9 protein-coding genes are annotated in these 17,160 nt (G+C 64.3%); 1 reads left to right on the top strand and 8 read right to left on the bottom strand.

The window, feature by feature from the left end; all coding sequences use genetic code 11:
* Positions 1–220: 220 nt before the first annotated feature.
* From QRX40_RS03455 to QRX40_RS03445, 3 genes are read right to left on the bottom strand one after another with little or no spacing between them, the layout of a single operon-like run.
* The gene (locus tag QRX40_RS03455) at positions 221–4,426 is read right to left on the bottom strand and encodes a murein biosynthesis integral membrane protein MurJ (protein WP_313836287.1); all 4,206 of its coding nucleotides are present in this window, start codon (positions 4,424–4,426) and stop codon (positions 221–223) included.
* The gene (locus QRX40_RS03450) at positions 4,423–6,636 is read right to left on the bottom strand and encodes a DUF6049 family protein (protein ID WP_313836286.1); all 2,214 of its coding nucleotides are present in this window, start codon (positions 6,634–6,636) and stop codon (positions 4,423–4,425) included. The genes QRX40_RS03455 and QRX40_RS03450 overlap by 4 nt, the downstream gene beginning before the upstream one ends.
* The gene (locus tag QRX40_RS03445; RefSeq protein WP_396184227.1) at positions 6,633–7,274 is read right to left on the bottom strand and encodes an NUDIX hydrolase; all 642 of its coding nucleotides are present in this window, start codon (positions 7,272–7,274) and stop codon (positions 6,633–6,635) included. Before QRX40_RS03445 ends, QRX40_RS03450 begins: the two co-directional genes overlap by 4 nt.
* Before the next feature lie 108 nt (positions 7,275–7,382).
* On the opposite strand from QRX40_RS03445, the gene QRX40_RS03440 reads away from it, so the two are divergent.
* The gene (locus tag QRX40_RS03440) at positions 7,383–8,795 is read left to right on the top strand and encodes a CCA tRNA nucleotidyltransferase (protein WP_313836380.1); all 1,413 of its coding nucleotides are present in this window, start codon (positions 7,383–7,385) and stop codon (positions 8,793–8,795) included.
* Positions 8,796–8,918: 123 nt separating this feature from the next.
* Here the strand turns inward: QRX40_RS03440 and QRX40_RS03435 are convergent, their stop codons facing one another.
* The 5 genes from QRX40_RS03435 to QRX40_RS03415 all read right to left on the bottom strand — a co-directional run bounded on the left by QRX40_RS03435 (position 8,919) and on the right by QRX40_RS03415 (position 16,764).
* Entirely contained in the window at positions 8,919–12,674 is a 3,756-nt protein-coding gene (locus tag QRX40_RS03435; protein ID WP_313836284.1) for an InlB B-repeat-containing protein, read from the bottom strand.
* A gap of 233 nt (positions 12,675–12,907) precedes the next feature.
* Positions 12,908–13,519 (bottom strand): LytR C-terminal domain-containing protein, encoded by a 612-nt coding sequence (locus tag QRX40_RS03430; RefSeq protein ID WP_029676096.1) that lies wholly within the window; start codon positions 13,517–13,519, stop codon positions 12,908–12,910.
* Between the two features lie 10 nt (positions 13,520–13,529).
* The gene (locus QRX40_RS03425; protein WP_313836282.1) at positions 13,530–14,450 is read right to left on the bottom strand and encodes a 4-(cytidine 5'-diphospho)-2-C-methyl-D-erythritol kinase; all 921 of its coding nucleotides are present in this window, start codon (positions 14,448–14,450) and stop codon (positions 13,530–13,532) included.
* Positions 14,447–15,328 (bottom strand): 16S rRNA (adenine(1518)-N(6)/adenine(1519)-N(6))-dimethyltransferase RsmA, encoded by an 882-nt coding sequence (gene rsmA / locus QRX40_RS03420; protein ID WP_313836280.1) that lies wholly within the window; start codon positions 15,326–15,328, stop codon positions 14,447–14,449. The genes QRX40_RS03425 and rsmA overlap by 4 nt, the downstream gene beginning before the upstream one ends.
* Before the next feature lie 32 nt (positions 15,329–15,360).
* Positions 15,361–16,764 carry a G5 domain-containing protein gene (locus QRX40_RS03415; RefSeq protein ID WP_313836279.1) on the bottom strand — a complete coding sequence of 468 codons (1,404 nt, stop codon included), beginning with the start codon at positions 16,762–16,764 and terminating at the stop codon, positions 15,361–15,363.
* Positions 16,765–17,160: the final 396 nt, after the last annotated feature.

The raw sequence follows: 17,160 nt of genomic DNA, 5'->3' as shown, positions 1-17,160 counted from the left end.
GCCGCCGTTGTCTAAGGAAACTGTATTACCTGCAAGGGCTTTGTTGGAGGAAAAATCCAACACATCACCATTTCGGTACACCCATGGTCGGAACCCCGCCTGGGATTCCTGCCCATTGTCCAGGAACTATCAATCCTAGCTGCTTTGAAGATCGGCAACAGCAAGGCAGCGATAAGGATGAACAGCCAAGTTTTTCGCCAAGGACGTGTGACGGACCTGCTTAGAAGGCCTGGACAGACGTGAAGCGTAGGGAGTTGCCCGGCATGCCGTCCATGGGCACCCAGACGACCAGGTCCTGGGTCGTGACCGGTTCACGCAGGGTGACTTGGGTGGTGCCCGAGGGATCGAAGCTGAAGTCGGCCAGCGGCTGCCCCTGGTTGGGCTGGGCCGCTGTGGAGTTCGCGTAGATCTGAGCATGGCCGCCGCTCTGGGGCATGACGATGGTCAGGCGGGAGACTTCCTCCGGCTTGGTCAGATGCATGTACCATCCGAATCCCTGCAGGCCGGCGGGCTTGTTCAGGAAGAGCTGCCGATCCGACTGATAGGCCGTGGTGTTCTTGGGCTTGGGCGGATCGGGGACCTTCTTGGCCTCCTTGTCGGCATGGCTGACCTTGTCGGCTTCGGCCTTGGCTTTGCCGTTAGCCTTGGCCTTGCCATTGCTGGAAGTTGTCGCCTCCTCGTCCCCATCAGTCCCACCGGGGAAGGGGACGTTGGACATGACCGGCCAGCCGCCCTCCTCCTTGCCGGCGTTGGGCCGGGAGCCGGAGATGGTCGAGACCGCCCAGACCAAGGCCACTACGATGATTGCGGCCGCTACCGCAATGACTACAGAGCGAGTCGTAAAACGGCCGAATAGACGGGTGTCGGCCATGTCTGTCTCGTCATCCAGATCCTCGTCCTGGCCATCGTCCGGAAGCTCCGAATAGGTCACCGGCGCCGGCATGGAGTGGATCTCAGGCGTGAAGCTGGGGGGCAGGGGCTCCATGACCGTGGTCTGCTGCTCTTCTTCATCAACATCGGGCTGCTTGGGAGATCGGGGCGCTCGCTCGGCATGCTGATTCGAGTCGACATTCTGCCGCTCTTCGTATGCCTGGTCGGTCGAGCCGCTGGCCACGCGGGCATGGGTCCTGTCGTGTGCCTCGGCGTCATCCTCGCGCCGGGCATGTGAGTCTCCATTGCTCTGTGGGGCGCTCTGTGAGGCGGACCGACTGGATGTCGCCCTGGCCTGACGACCGCCGGACTTGTCGAAGTCCCACTGGGAGAAGCCGCGCTCCACGGGGTTGTCGGCGGTCACGCCGCTGCCGCTGATGGCCTCGGGCGGCCGATGCTGATCGTCTCCCACGGTCGGCATTCGCCCGGTCACTGCCTTGGACTCCTCGTCATGTAAGGCAGCGGGCCTGGCAGTCGTCGTCCTGAGTGCGCTCACATCCATGGCTGCGGTTCTGCGGGAGCGGCTGTTCAGCGAGCGCTGCTGCTGACGTTCGTCGAAGAGCGAGAAGAGGTCGGTGTCTGTGTCTTCGGGATTGAGCATCTCGATTTCGCCCCGGCCGGGGAAGAGCAGTTGGTTGGTCTTCCAGTGTGGCTCATGATGGGTCACAGTCTGTGCGGCAGGCAGGGCGGAGGAGGTCAGCCCATCGGGCAGGGGCAGTACATCCTTGGGATCCACCGGTCTCAGAGCCACGGTCTCGATGGAGGCGCGGCCGTCCATCTCAGGCCAGATCAGATCGCTGTCGGTCAGCTCCTCGGGAGGGATCCAGGGGCTGAGCAGCGCCGACAGCTCGGCCAGAGTGACCAAGGGCACCGGCTTGGCCCCCTGGTCATCAGTCAATCCCAGTCCGCGCATGCAGATGATCCTGAACTCCTCGGGCGTGTGCTTGGGAAGCTCCTGCAGGCTGGGCTGCCGTCCGTCTTGGTCGGGCCGGCGGGTCAGCATGGCGTAGAGCACGCCAGCCAGTTCGCGTATGGCATGCTCCTCGTCCGTCAAACCCATCTCGTTCGGGACTGACGGGTGCGCGATCATGGGCGAGATGGGGGCATCTGCCAGGGTGATAGAGGCCGGCGCCAGCCTGATGGTACTGGTTGAGACTGCATAGTCGACCATGCCGGCGGCATGCAGGGTGCGCATGGCCTCGGTGACCTCGCCCATGATGGTGCCCATGGCCCGGTCGCTCAGCGTCTCGCCGGCGGGCCCGTGCATATAGTCCCTCAGGGACATGCCGGCATCGGGGGCGGTGACGATCAGAGAGACCCCGTCCCGGGTGTGCAGCTGGTAGACCGGAGTGAATCGGCGGTCCTTGTTCAGCGCCAGGCCGGAGGCGTTGACGTTGATCAGGTCCGTGCAGGTCGAATCGCCGGCGATGAAGAGCTGGCAGTCCCTGTCCAGAACCTTGTCCTTGGCCCGCCAGACGCTCAAGCCCTTGGCACGGCGGAGCAGGGTGACCAAGGTGTATCTGCCGAGGATGGTGTCTCCGATATGCGCGTTCATGCTTGCCGAGCTCTCATCAGAAGTGGGGCGTCGCCTGTGGTTGGCGACGCCGTGGTGGACCGTGCTGTTCCTAGGCACAATCCTAACGGGTTGCGGGGCCGGAGGAGCCGGTGGGGGCCCGGCTGTCGCGGATTCTCCATCAGTGCCGGGCTCGCGGGTCTCTTCGAAGTTCTCCAGAGCCGCGTCCATGCCAGGCTGGGTGGAATCAGGAGAGGAGGAGTGCACCACCCTGACCGAGCGGTCGGCCAGTCGGGAGGGCCGTCCGTCCAAGGCGTCCAGGCTGCGGACCGGGTGCCGGGCCGTCCTGCCCAGACGGCGGGCCAGGTCGACCATGAGCCGGGTGAATTCCTCGGTGCGCAGCGCAACCAGGGTCACGGCGTAGATGGCCGCTGTCAGCAGGGTGATGACCACGCAGATAAAGAGCGCCTGCACCCAGCTCATGTGGCCCTGCCGGTCCTGGACCCAGGCGCCGACCAGGCGGGTCAGCGGAGTCTTGACCGTCAGGGAGGCCGCCAGTGCCAGACCCGCCGCCAGAAAAGCCTTGGCGTAGGTGCCAAGGATGCGTCGGCCATCCAAATATCCCTGGAAGGGCCTGCGCAGCATGCCCGCCAGCATGGGGAAGCTGAGGATGTTGCTCAGGGACAGGCTGAGTCCCACCAGGGCCGCCCAATAGCGGGGAGGGGCCAGACGGATGGATGCCAGGACCAGCACCACCTGGATGGTGTTGGAGACGGCTGCGAAGATGAAAGGATGCCGTCCGTCCTCGAAGGCGTAGAAGGTGCGCTGAATGAGCAGGAAGGCGCTCATGGGCACCAGCCCCAGGGACAGGCCTATCAGGGGTCCCGAGATCAGGACTGCCTCGTGGACGCCCACGGAGGGCAGCAGGGCGCGGGTGATGGGCACCGGAATGGCCAGCATGACCGCAGTGAAAAAGAACATCATCAACCCGACATTGCGCAGGGCCTGGCTCAGATCCTCGCGGGCGTCCCCAATGCGGCCGTCCGAAACCGCCTTGGACAGCTTGGGGAAGATGGCCGTGCTGACGGAGACGGCCACCAGGGAGTATGGCAGGATGAAGAGGGTGTAGGCGTTCTGGTAGGAGCCGTTGCCGGCGATGTCCAAGGGGTTGCCCTCCAGGGGGGCGCCGTTGTTGATGCGGGCGTTGATCACATTGGCCAGCTGGTCGATGACCACCACACCCATGCTCCAGGCCGCCACCGAGCCCATGGATCGCAGGCCGATGCCCCGCAGACCCCAGCGCGGACGGTAGCGGAAGCCGCTCATGATCAGGGGGATGAAGAGGACCAGCGCCTGGAAGGCCACCCCCAGGGTCCAGGCTCCGGCGGTCAGGGCCACCTTGCCGTTGTCCCAGAAGCCGACCGGCTGGCTGCGGGCGTTGCCGAACAGGAGGATGAAGACCAGGAAGCCCAGGCAGCTGATCAGGTTGGCGCCCACCGAGCTCCAGGCGTATGCGGTGAACCGGCCCTTGGCGGCCAGGATCTGGCCCAGTACCGTGTAGAGCCCGTAGAAGAAGACCTGGGGCATGCACCAGAGGGTGAAGGAGTTGGCCAGGGCCCGCTGTGCAGGGTTCCACTTGGAATTCAGATAGATGGTGGTCAGCACCGGAGTGCCCAGCATCAGCAGCAGGGTCAGCAGGGCCAGGAGAACCATGGCGACCGTGATCAGCTTGTTCAGCCGGTCAGCTGCGTCCCGCTCCTTGAGTGTGCGCACGATCTGCGGAACCAGGACGGCGTTGAAGATGCCGCCCGAGATCAGGGTGAACATGACCTGGGGGATCATGGCGCCGGTTTGGTAGGCATCGGCTGCGATCCCGGTGGTGCCGATGGCGGCTGCCAGCAGGATGGTGCGGATCTGCCCGGTCACCCGGGAGGCCGCGGTGCCCGTGGCCATGATGGCGGAATTGCGCCCTACGGAGCTCATTCGTCCGGGTCCTTCGTGCGGTGGAACTGCCGCCAGAGCCCCAGGAACCCAAGCAGCACGGCGAAGACAATGATGAGCAGGCCGCTCATGTCGCTCAAACGAAGATTGCTGGTGATCTGGGCCCGGCGCATCTGACCGAAGGGGCGGCCCTGGCTGTCCAGCAGGCCGATATCCACGTTGGCCCTGCCGGCCGTCGCCACTCTGACCTTGAAGGTCACTTGGGCCTCGGAGCGGGCGGGAATGACCACATCCGCCAGGCGGGAGGTGACGATCTCCATGGAGTCGGTGCGGGCGCTGATGCGGGCGTGGACCGGGTAGGGGTGGCTGTTGCTGACGGTGACGGGCATGGAGGCCGTCTCGCTGACCACGTTCAGGGACTCGCTGGGCGTGATGCTGATGCCGTCCAGGAGCCGGTGGGATATGGCGCCGGCCTGATCGGCCAGGCCGGCGGCGGCTGCGGTTCCGCCCAGGGACTTCAGGGCTAGATCGTCATGGGCGGCGGTCAGCCGGTTCAGCCACTGGTGTGGATCCTTGGGCTGGCGGGCGGTGGCGTCAGCATCCTGTCGGGCCAAGGCCTGGCTGTCGGTCTTGCCGGTCGTGGCGCTGGCGGTGGGCTGGGAGGCCTGCTGGCCGTCGGCCAGAATGGAGGAGGCGAACCGGTCGATGTCCGCCCTGCTGGCGATCAGAGAGTCCAAGGTGGCTGTCGAGCTGTCGCCATGCTTGGCGCCGCCCTGAGCGTCATCGGCTTCCAGGGCCTTGAGCAGGCCCGATGAGCCGCCGGTGAAGTCGGGTGCTCGCATCAGATTGTCCATGGGTTCCAGGCGGATCCAGGGAGCGTGTTCCAGCTCGGTCATGATCCTGTCCGCCTGCTGAGTGTCCTGATCGGCATCGAAGCAGACCAGGAGGGAGCGTTCGGCGTAGGGCTGTTCCATCTGATAGAAGGCGCTCTGGGCAATGAAACGTGCCGTCTGCCCCGCCTGGGTCTGCTCCCCGGTGGCCCGCGTGGAGCTGGGGTTGCCCCTTGCCAGGTTGCTGAGTTCGCGCTGGGCCGACAGGACGGTCACCTGTCCGGCCTGGGTGTCGATGGTGTACTTGCCGGTGTGGGCGGAGGTGCCGGCTCCTACCTCGAAGCCCTGCGGGGCAATGACCGTCTGGTAGCCGGCGCGGCGGGCTGCGGCGATGGATTCCATGGTCCACTCCTGCTTGCCCTGCCAGGCGTATGTGCCGGAAGCGGCATCAGGATAGAGCTTGGCTGCTGTCTGGGCGCTCCAGGACTCGGGGGTGATCCCGGCCCTGGCATAGCGATCCTGGTTCTGGGAGGCGTATCCGGTGATGTCGAAGTCGGCTGGCTGAATCAGTCCCTGGATCTTGGGACGGTTGGCGAAGGCGGACAGGTAGACCGGATCGCCCAAGGTCTGCAGGGCCCCGTGCTTGGCCAGCAGCAGACTCTGCTCTTCCTGGCGGCGGCTCCCTTGACGGGTCAGTGTCACGCTCTGGTCTTTATCCTTGCCCGAGCCTGGATCGGATTCGGCACCGGGCTGGGTCATCAGCGCTGTCATGGCCTTGTCGTCAATGTTCCAGTCCGAGGAGATCAGCGGCATGACCATGGTCAGAGACAGGGGGGGTGTGCCTGCAGTGGGCAGGCCATCCCATGTCCGGGTTAGAAAGGTGAACACGTCGCCCAGGACCCGGTTCTGGCTGTCGCTCAGGGAAAGCCGGACGGGTTTGGGCCCCCAGCTGGTCATCTTCTTGATCGCGTCTTGATCAGCCGGCACGTTGACTGAAACCTCGACGCTCTGCCCGGCCGGGATTGTCGGTACGCTCTGAGTGCCCAGCACGTCTGGGGTGGGGATGCGGGCGTGGCCTTCGGACCAGGCCTGCATGTCGGCCCGGGAGCTGAAGGAGTACAGGGCGCTGGTGGACACGCCCAGATGGGCATTTTCCATGGGCTGGTTCGCGGTGTTGGTCACCGTAGCGCGCAGGGCGTAGCCGGATTTGTCAGTCACCACAGGCGTCGACCAGCGCAGGGCCACCTCGGCCGAGTTCTGATGATTGGGGGCAGCCAGGGCCGGTGTTGGCAGCCAGGGAGTCATCACCAAGGCTAGCAGGAGGACGATCGCCGGTAGGATTCGAGCCCACCGAGCCCATCGGTTGAAGGCATGGGTGCGCTGGCTGGTGCGCCCGCTCGGGCGCAGGGGGGTCTGGATCATGGCTGTTTTTTATACTTCCTCGCGTAGAGCCAGGCTATTTTACGCTCATTAGGGTAACTGAGCACGGAGGTCAGGTCGGAAAAGTCCACCCAGATGGCATCTTCGGCCTCATGATCAGGGTCGCCCTCCACGCTCAGGGATCCGCCGATCATACGCAGGACGAAATGATGGACCAGCTTGTGGACCCGTTGGTTGGTTCCCGTGAACCAGTAGTCGATAGTGGCGATGGAATCGGTCACCCTGCCCAGTATCCCCGTCTCCTCGTGGACCTCGCGCACGGCTGTCTGCTCGGGTGTTTCCCCCTTCTCGATATGCCCCTTGGGCAGGCACCATTCCAGGTGGCCCGAGCGGGAGTGCCGGGCGATGATGGCCACCCGGTCATGTCGGTCGAAGATCAGTCCACCCGCCGAATACTCCCGCACTACGGGCAGTTCCTGGGCATCCAGGGAGGCAAAGGTGGAAGGCCCTGAGGCATGCTTATGCCGGGGCATGAGGGCAGGCGTGGGAGCGTCATCCTCGGTCTGTATGCGCTCGCGGACCCGCGGATCCAGACGTTCGCTTACAGTCTCCACCAGGTGGTCCCGCCCCTGCTGTCCGCGGGCATGGGTGCCCGCAGAGTCGGCGCTATGTGCAAGCATGCGCGCCATGTCCGCGGGCGTAATCATACTCCAACTTTACGTAAGGTAATGTGCAGGTGGGGTAACGGTATGCTAGTAGGCGCATCAACTCCGTAGGAAAGGGTGAGCGTGGATTTCCAAGTCTGGCCGGAGGCCATCGAGCTCGGGCGCCTCTTCGCCGAGCAGGGATTTGAACTGGCGTTGGTAGGGGGTCCTGTACGCGATCTGCTCCTGCACCGGCCCTCCCACGACCTGGACTTCTGCACCTCGGCCCGGCCCGAGCAGTTCGAGCCCATCCTGCGCCACTGGGGGTCGGGCTTCTGGGATATGGGGCGCAAATTCGGTACCCTGGGCGCGCTTCGCCGGCGTCCTGACGGCACCGAGGTCAAGGTGGAGGTGACCACCTACCGGCGAGACACCTACGATCCCGACTCCCGCAAGCCCGAGGTGGACTATGGGGACAACCTTGAGGGCGACCTTTCACGGCGTGACTTCACCGTCAACGCCATGGCCCTACGGGTGCCCGACCTGGTCTTCGTAGACCCCTACCGGGGGGCCAACGACCTGGCCAAGCAGGTGCTGCGGACCCCGGTGGACCCCCGTCAGTCCTTCGACGATGACCCCTTGCGGATGATGCGGGCCGTGCGGTTCGTGGCCCAGCTGGGATTCACCATCGCACCGGAGACTGCAGATGCCATCACCCGCATGACCGATCGAATCAGCATCGTCTCGGCCGAGCGGATTCGCGACGAGCTGACCAAGCTCATGCTGTCCGACCACCCCGTCCAGGGCATCGAGGCCCTGGTGCAGTCCGGCCTGGCTGACATCGTTCTGCCCGAGATCCCCGCCCTGCAGCTGGAGATAGACGAGCATCACCGGCACAAGGACGTTTTCGAGCACACCCTGATGGTAGTGGACCGGGCCATCGCCCTGGAGACAGGACCTGACGGACCTGTGCCCGCCCCGGATCTGACCCTGCGCCTGGCCGCCCTGCTGCACGACATCGGCAAGCCCGCCACCAGACGCTTTGAGCCCGGTGGCAAGGTCAGCTTCCATCACCATGATGCAGTCGGGGCCCGGTTGGCCCGCAAGCGCCTCAAGGCCCTGCGCTTCGACCACCACCTGATCGCCGACGTCTGCGACCTGATCTCCATGCACCTGCGCTTCCACGGCTACGTGGACGAGCGGTGGACCGATGCGGCCGTACGCCGCTACGCCCGGGAGACCGGTCCTCTTTATGAGCGGCTCAACCGTCTGACCCGGGCCGATGCGACCACCCGCAACAAGCGCAAGGCCCAGGTCTTCTCCTCCGCTATGGACGAGTTGGAGGACAGGGTGGCTCAACTGCGTCGGCAGGAGGATCTGGATGCCATCCGGCCAGACTTGAATGGACAACAGATCATGCAGATTCTGGGCCTCAAGCCGGGACCGCAGGTGGGACGCGCCTATCAGCACATGCTGGACTACCGCCTGGATCAGGGCCCGGTCGACCAGCAGACAGCCGAGCAGGAGCTGCGGGACTGGTGGCAGAGCCAGGGCTAGAGCCAGGCCTGGTCCGCATTCTGCAGGTTCGGCTGCCGCCGGATTATATGTGGAAGATGTTTGCCTGGTCATCAGGTGCCAGGCTGGTATTGGCTGTGATTGTCGTGTGGCCCGGACTGTTGCTTACTTGTGTGAAGTGTTCATGCTGCCTGTCGTACGGGCCTGCTTTTGGCGGCTTTTGGCGGCTATGGCGGCTCCTGCGGTGAGCAGTCCTGTGGCGAGCAGGAGGAGCATGCCGTCGCCTCCGGTCAGGGGCAGGCTGGCGATGGCTAGGTACCGGTAGGTGTTGCCCTTGTCAGTTTCCTGCTGTTTGCCGTCCTGGGTCCAGTCGATGGCCACGGGCGCCAGCCCCGGCGTGTAAGGGGGAGTGGTCACCTTCCAGGTGCCGTCGGGGCTGGGCTTGAGGTCCTTGCCTGCGGCGAGGCACGTGCCCTGCTCCTGATTCTGGCCGAAGCATACGCTGGTGGTCTGCGGCTCTCCGGGGAAGCCGACCGGTCCCGGCCGGCTGGCCGGCCAGGCGTTGGAGGGGGCGCGCCCCAGCTGACCGTTGCCGTTGTTTCCCCAGGTGTAAAGCTGGCCGTCGGAGCCGATGGCTGCGGAATGATACCATCCCACGCCGGATTGTTTCCAGGCGAATCCCTTGGGCGCCCCCTGGGGCTTGCTGACCAGGGTCGGCGTCTGCCGGTCGGTGGTGGTGCCATCGCCCAGCTGGCCGCTGATGTTCCATCCCCAGGCGTACAGGTTCCCATCGGATCCGGAAGCTACAGAATCCCCGTCGCCTAGGCTGGCTTGTGCCCAAGTGAATCCATTGGGCTTCGCGATCTGAATTGGCGTCTGCCGATTGGTGGTGGTGCCGTCGCCCAGCTGGCTCTCGGAGTTTCTTCCCCAGGTGTACAGGCCGCCGTCGGAGCCGATGGCCGCGGAATGATGTTCGCCTAGGCTGGCTTGTGCCCAGGTGAATCCTTCTGGCGCTCCTTGGGGCTTGCCGATTTGCACTGGCATGTTCCGCTTGGTGGTGGTGCCGTCGCCTAGTTCGCCGTACTGGTTGTCTCCCCAAGTGTAGAGGCCGCCGTCGGAGCCGATGGCCGCGGAATGCCAGCCGCCTAGGTTGACCTGTTTCCAGGTGAATCCTTCAGGTGCGCCTTGGGGCTTGCCTATCAGGACTGGCCTGTTCTGGTTGGTGGTGGTGCCGTTGCCGAGCTGGCCGTACTCGTTGTACCCCCAAGTGTAGAGGTTGCCGTCCGAGCCGATGGCTGCGGAATGAAAGCCACCCAGGCTGACCTGTTTCCAGGTGAATCCTTTGGGTGCCCCATCGGGCTTGCCTATCAGGACTGGCCTGTTCTGGTTGGTGGTGGTGCCGTTACCCAGCTGGCCACTGCCATTGTCTCCCCAGGCGTACAGGTTGCCGTCGGAGCCGATGGCTGCGGAATGCCAGCCGCCGAGGATGACCTGTTTCCAGGTGAACCCGTCCGCCGCCCCCTGAGGCTTGTCGACCAGGGTCGGCCTGCTCCGGCTGGTGTTGGTGCCGTCGCCCAGCTGTCCGTCGTCGTTGCCTCCCCAGGTGTAGAGGTTGCCGTCTGAGCCGATGGCCGCGGAATGGTTGTAGCCCAGTCTGATCTGGTTGAATCTGATGCCTCGCTGTGCGGGCGGAGTCAGGGTCACCTCGGTGCCGCCGGTCTCGGGCCCATGGTCCGGGCTGATGGACCAGTGTTGCGTGTCCTCCCTGGTCCAGTGGGCGGTCAGGGTGGTGTCATGGGTGACTGGCTGGCTGAAGTCGTAGGCGACATCGCCTTGGAACCAGCCGTCGAACAGGCAGCCTTCGGCCCTCGGGTCCGGGTAGGGGCGTTCCGCCTGCCCGTCCTGGGTGACGGACTGGCTGGGGGGCATGCCCGTGGGGGTGGGGCAGGAATCGTTTTTGGAATTGAAGCCGACTTGGTATTGGGGGGCGATGTACGTGTATTGCAGGTGATCGTCCGGCTGCGGCCCGTTCCGGCTCCAGCCGACCGTCACGTCCACGCCCCCCGGCTCATGCTTGGGCGTGGATACCTGCCAGGTGCCGTCTTGGTTGGCCGTGATCCCTGTGGCCTTGGCCTGGCCGAACAGGACGCTGGTGGGCGTGACGGCGCCGGGGAAGTTGACCATGCCCGGCCTATTCCAGCTGGTGGTGGTGCCGTTGCCCAGCTGGCTGTTGCCGTTGACTCCCCAGGTGTAGAGGTTGCCGTCCGAGCCGATCGCTGCGGTATGGTTGCATCCTGGGATCGTGTATTTCCAGGTGAACCCGGCGGGTGCGCCTTGGGGCTTGCTGACCAGGATTGGCCTGCCCCGGGTGGTGTTGGTGCCGTCGCCCAGCTGGCCGTTTTCGTTGCTTCCCCAGATGTAGAAGTTGCCGTCCGAGCCCAACGCCTCGGTATGCCAGTCGCCTAGGTTGACGTGTTTCCAGGTGAACCCGGCGGGTGCGCCTTGGGGCTTGCTGACCAGGGTCGGCGTGTGCCGGTCGGTGTTGGTGCCGTCGCCCAGCTGGGTTCTGTAGTTCTGCCCCCAGGTGTAGAGGTTGCCGTCCGAGCCGATTGCCGCGGAATGTTGCCAGCCTATGCTGACCTGTTTCCAGGTGAACCCGGCGGGTGCGCCTTGGGGCTTGTTGACCAGAGTGGGCGTGTGCCGGTCGGTGGTGGTGCCGTCGCCCAGCTGGCCGCTGAAGTTCCATCCCCAGGTGTAGAGGTTGCCGTCCGAGCCTATAGCTCCGGAATGATTGCAGCTAAGGCTGGCCTGTTTCCAGGTGAATCCTGCTGGCGTGCCTTGGGGCTTGTCGACCTTGATCGGCCTGGTCTGGTTCGTGGTGGTGCCGTTGCCCAGCTGCCCATACTGGTTGTTTCCCCAGATGTAGAGGTTGCCGTCCGAACCGAATGCTGCGGTACTCAAGTCGCCTAGGGTGAATTGTTTCCAGGTGAATCCTGCTGGCGTGCCTTGGGGCTTGTCGACCGGGGCCGGTGTGTTCCGCTTGGTGGTGGTGCCGTCGCCCAGCTGGCCGCGGCCGTTTTGGCCCCAGATGTAGAGGTTGCCGTCCGAACCGAATGCCGCAGAATGGTCCCAGCCTATACTGACTTCTTTCCAAATGAATTTTTCCGGCGTGCCCTTGGGCTTTTTGACTTGGACTGGTGTGGACCGGTTGGTGTTGGTGCCGTCGCCCAGCTCGCCAGCGCCATTGTCTCCCCAGGTGTAGAGGTTGCCGTCCGAGCTGATGGCCGCGGAATGAAGGCCGCCCATGCTGAGCTGGCTGAGTCTGATGCCGCGTTGCGCGGGCGGGGTGAGGGTGACCTTGGCGCCCCCGGCTATGGGTCCTTGACTGGGGCTGATGGCCCAATGGCCGTCTCCCTTGGTCCAGTGGGCGGTGAGGGTGATGCTGCCGGTGACGGGCTGGGTGAAGTCGTAGGCGACGTCGCCTTGGAACCAGCCGTCGAACAGATATCCGTCCCTGGCGGGGTCGGGGCTGGGCCGACTGGCCTGGCCCCCGTCGGGGATGGTCTGCCTGCCAACGCTGCCGCCGCCTGCCGTGTCGAAACTGACCGTCCAGGCTGTGGAGGACCGGGCCTGGACGGCATCAGCATCGCCGGCAGTGTCGAGCGTGGGTGAGGAAGGCATCGGGGTCGTGTGGCTCAGGGGCGAGGACGTTGGCAGGGGTGAGGACGTTGGTGGGGAGGACGTTGGTGGGGAGGAGGACGGCGATACGGCCTGCGGGCTATCATCCCCCTGCTGTTTGTCCAGGGTGGTGGGCGTGACTGCTTCGGATGGACTGCCGGTGCTCCCGGCCAAAGCGGGTGTGCAGGACAGGGCTAGGAGAAAGGCCAGGGCTGCTGCTGCCATGCCCGAACGCTGACGCATGATGAGTCGACCCCCTTCTTCGCAGAGCCTGCTACAGCATCCCCCGGACATCGCACTCAAAACTGTAGCAAAAAGCTGTACTAAGAAACTGTATCAAGTCCCCAAACACCCACGACCCCAAGGTGTTACACCTACTACCATACCATGCGCGCAAACGCCTCCGGTTGAAGGTTCTACAACAGCCGGGTCCGCGCTCCTGGGCGGGATGCCAGGCCGGCAACATTGCTGCGGTGTCAGGCCTTGGGAGCCTTGGGCAGGTTCTTCAGGGAGGAGGGGTCAGCCAGGCAGCCCTTGATGGCTTTGATGTTACGGCCTACGACAGAGGTGCTGTCCTCGTCGTTCAGATCGGTAAAGGTTGCCCCGATGACCACATCGATCAGATCGTCGCTGCGGTCGTCCATGACCAGAACGGCATCGTTGAATTGGGACCCCACCGTGTAGCCGCGATCAATGGCCGAGGCACCGAAGCGTATCTGGGTACGCGCTGTCTCGGTCTTGCCCGGATAGTCCGCCACATCCTGCATGTTGAATCCCCGATTGCGCAGGGCCGACGCCAGGGCAGTGGCCAGACCGGACTTGTTGGTTCCGTTGAGCACCCGCACACGGATGTCGGGGTGGTTGACCAGCTTGGACTTGTCGGGCGGACAGGGCACGGCGACCCCATAGTTGGGCTTGGCGATGGTGGCGTGTTTGGCGGTATGCCCGATGGACCCGAAGATGATCAGACCACAGATGACCAGGATGACCACCAGGGCGCTGACGGCTATAGTGAAGACCATCTTCTGCCGCCGTCGTACGAACTGCCTGCGGGCCTCGCGTTCGTCGAGTGGTTCGGGATTCGTCATGTTGTCTACTCTACTGTCCATGGGTGACTCGCAGGGGGACCATCCTGGGCAGGACTGGCGAGTCAGCCTCAATGATCCTGTCCACGGCATTCTGCTCCCGCCAGAGTCTTATCAGCGTAGCCGCCTGGTCTAAGTGAGGAACCATAGCCACCACCGATGGGCCGGATCCTGAGACGAAAGCCGGCCCTGCCCCTGCCCGCCTGGCCAGATCCAGAGCCAGGAGCGAGCGTGGGTGAAGAGCACAGGCGGTTTTTTGCAGGTCGTTCAGGTCGCCGGGGCTGGGGCCGATTGCGTCGAAGGCCTTGTATACCTGGGCCGTGCTCAGCTGGTCTTCATAGGCGCCGATCAGCAGGCGGCCGGTCAGTCCGGCATTGCGCAAATTTCGAGCCTGCGCGCTTGTCGGATCCAAGGGCTCCAGAACCTGGCCGAAACCCGAGCCGTGGCTGAGGCCACCATGCAGGCAGAAGGGCAGGTCTGCACCCAGGCCGGCGGCGATCTCATCCAAATCAGCCGCGCCCAGCTCCAGCTTCCAGAGCCGGTTCAGGCCCAGCATGGTTCCGGCCGCATCCGTGGATCCCCCGGCCAGCCCGGCACCCACCGGTATCCGTTTAATGATGCGGATGGCCACATCCGGCTGGTGTCCGGTGGCCTGAGCCATGGCTAGAAGGGCCTTGACAGCCAGATTTGCATGGGGATCAGCGTCATTGTTGGCCAGATCGCCCAGATGCTCCCCCTCCATGTGCAGCCGGAAGCCACTGCCAGGCTCTCTTTGGCGCAGTTCCACCCTGTCCAGGATGCTTACGGCGCTGTAGATGGTGTCCAGGCGGTGACGGCCACCCCAATCCGCTCGGGCGGGTCCGACCCGCAGCAGCAGGTTGATCTTTGCCGGGCAGTCCAGGGCGATCCCCTCCCTGCCGACGGCCGGGCTCACGCGTCCACCTCGCGGCCAGCGCGCTCCAGGACGGCGAATTCCGCAATGGTCATGGTCTCTCCGCGTCGGCTCGGATCGATGCCCGCCGCCTTGAAGGCCTCGGGGGACACCAGGCCTTTCAGGGCGGCATGCAGGGTCTTGCGGCGCTGGCCGAAAGCAGCGTCGATCAGAGCGAAAACCCGAATCCGGGTGCGCTCGTCCTCGCCGATGTGTCCTTCCTCGTCACGGACAAAGGAGACCAGGGCCGAGTCGACATTGGGAGCAGGCCAGAAGACGTGACGTCCGATCCTTCCCGCTTGGGTGGCACGGCCGTACCAGGCCAGTTTCAGGCTGGGGGCGCCGTAGACCTTGGAACCCGGGCCAGCCGTCAGACGATCCGCCACCTCCTTCTGGACCATGACCAGGAACCGGCTCAGATTGGCGAACCGGGCCAGGAGGGTCAGGATGATCGGAGTGGCTACGTTGTAGGGCAGGTTGGCTACCAGGGTCAGGTCGGCGGTTCTGCCCGCGTCGTCTGCCAGCTGAGGGGTCAGGGTCAGGGCATCCCGGTTGATCACGGTCAGCCGGTCCAGGGCTTCCGGCATGCGCTCGCTGACGGTCTGAGGCAGACGCCGGGCCAAGCCGGAGTCAATCTCGTCGGCGGTCACCAGGCAGCCCGCCTCCAGCAGCCCCAGCGTCAGGGATCCCAGACCTGGACCCACCTCCAAAACGGACTGACCGGGTTTCACCCCTGCCAGGCGGACGATCCTGCGGACAGTGCCTGGATCGATAACGAAGTTCTGGCCCAGACGCTTGGTGGGATGGATGCCCGCTTGGTCGGCGATGCGTCGGATATCGGCGGCACCCAGAAGGCGGTCGCTCTCGCTTCTAGTGTTCATGTCGGTTCGCTGCTCGTGAATGTAGTAGGAGGTCAGTACCAGTTGTACTGCTCGGAATGGTGCCAGGCCGTGCTGGGGTTTCCGTATCGTTGGCCGATATACCAGAGGCCCCAGTCGATTTGGATGGCAGCATCGTCACGCCAGTTGGCACCGAATTGACTCATTTTAGAGCCCGGCAGGCTTTGGGGGATGCCGTAGGCACCGGAGAGGTTCTCGGCATCCCATTGCCATCCTGATTCCTTGTTCCAGAGTTTCACCAGGTCATCGAATTGCGAACCTGTCCACCCGCGCTGAGCAGCTGCGCCCGAGGCATAGGCTTGGGCTACGCCGGGTCCTGCATGCCAAAGGCCGCTTGGCGGTGGGCTTGGCGATGGCGACGGGGCTGGTGTGTTTTCGGCCTGGCTCGGGGGATCCGGCTTGGTCGTTGCATTCGAGCCTGATGGCTGTGATGCCTGTGGTGGCGTGGTAGTGGTCGTTCCCGACTGCGCATCCTTGTTCGGCGAGGCGCTTGGCGAGGAGGTGTCCTTGGCGTGATCGGATCCCTTGTCCTTGGACTGCTGCCCGCTGTTCTGCCCCTCCTTTGGCTTGTCAGGGCCGACGGCCACCACCTGGTCCACTGGCATGGCCACAGTCTCTTCCTTGACGACCTGCTCCGATTCTGCCTGTCCGTCCACATAGGTGACCTGGATGGTCTGCAGACGCTGGCCGGCTACCCCCTCCTGTCGGATCTGGGTCTGGCCTGGCGCCAGGCTCGGGTCGACCACGGTACGTGTGGCAAAGGCCAGGGGGATGGTCTTCTGGGTGTTCCCGTGGGTGACCCGTCGGACACGCAGCACGGTGGCGCCCTGGTCGTGCTCTACGCTGACCCGGTCCTCCTTGCCCAGCACGATGCCCTTGGAGTCCAGGATGGAGGCGGCTGGGAGCTTGCCGTCGGGGGCCACCGAGGTCTTCCCGTCGGCCACGACCGTGACCGGCCCCGCCTGGTTGATGACCAGACCGCCGGTCAGCTGGTTGTAGACGTTGCCTATATCCACGGTGACCTTCATGGCCTGCTTGCGGTTCTCCTCGAAGAATCCCAGCAGCTGGTCCATGCTGGTGGCTGTGGTCCAGAAGGGCACCCGCTGGCCCTGGATGACGATGGTGGTCTGATAAGCGGAACGCACGGTGACTGCCGCATGGTTGCGCAACTGGCCTCCGGAGCTGGAATCGACCAGGTCGTGGGTCTTGACCTTGATCCCCTGCTGGCGCAGCAGGCCGTCCACGCTGTAGGCGTAGGTGGTCACCGTTTTGGTCTGGCCGTTGACGCTCAGCGCCACGCTCTTGCGTGCGGTGATGCCGAAGGCCAGGACCATGGCCAGAACAACCAGGAGTGCGCAGGATGCCACGCGGATCCTTCTGAGCACGACGAAACGCCGTGGCGTCCAGCGTCTGGCCATGTGCTCGCCTCCCCGTTCCTGCCTTGTGCGTACCTGGCAATTCTAGCGGCGCGGGCATGGAGCCAAGCCAGACAATCAGCAAGGTCGGGCAAACATCCACATTTGTCACAGACGGGTGGCAACAAAAAAGCCGACTTGGCCGTCATCGGTCAGTCGGCTTTTCAAGACCCGGGCCCTGGGGCCGGCGGATCAACGTCAAGAGGACGGGAATGAAGGGGAATGATCCCGTCCTCGAATACGAACGGAGATGGTTGGGGAAAAAGCTCCGTTCGTACTTCGGAGAACGAGCCTCCGAAATGACTTACTCGAGGGAAGTATTTGCAATTATCCAGGTAATGTCCATCATTATAGCCTGCCCGGAGACAAAGCTGAATAGTCGAATTCGATGGTTCGTTC

The organism is Bifidobacterium sp. H6bp9 (genome assembly GCF_032193695.1).
Classification (GTDB): domain Bacteria; phylum Actinomycetota; class Actinomycetes; order Actinomycetales; family Bifidobacteriaceae; genus Bombiscardovia; species Bombiscardovia kimbladii.
The sequence above is the reverse complement of the archived record's forward strand: the minus strand, read 5'-3'. Positions and strand labels throughout refer to the sequence as shown.

What these genes read in the sequence shown, in the direction of transcription:
- QRX40_RS03455 (WP_313836287.1), bottom strand. Translation starts at nt 4,426, where the DNA reads ATGAGCTCCGTAGGGCGCAATTCCGCCATCATGGCCACGGGCACCGCG.
- QRX40_RS03450 (WP_313836286.1), bottom strand. Translation starts at nt 6,636, where the DNA reads ATGATCCAGACCCCCCTGCGCCCGAGCGGGCGCACCAGCCAGCGCACC.
- QRX40_RS03445 (WP_396184227.1), bottom strand. Translation starts at nt 7,274, where the DNA reads ATGCTTGCACATAGCGCCGACTCTGCGGGCACCCATGCCCGCGGACAG.
- QRX40_RS03435 (WP_313836284.1), bottom strand. Translation starts at nt 12,674, where the DNA reads ATGCGTCAGCGTTCGGGCATGGCAGCAGCAGCCCTGGCCTTTCTCCTA.
- QRX40_RS03430 (WP_029676096.1), bottom strand. Translation starts at nt 13,519, where the DNA reads ATGACGAATCCCGAACCACTCGACGAACGCGAGGCCCGCAGGCAGTTC.
- rsmA (WP_313836280.1), bottom strand. Translation starts at nt 15,328, where the DNA reads ATGAACACTAGAAGCGAGAGCGACCGCCTTCTGGGTGCCGCCGATATC.
- QRX40_RS03415 (WP_313836279.1), bottom strand. Translation starts at nt 16,764, where the DNA reads ATGGCCAGACGCTGGACGCCACGGCGTTTCGTCGTGCTCAGAAGGATC.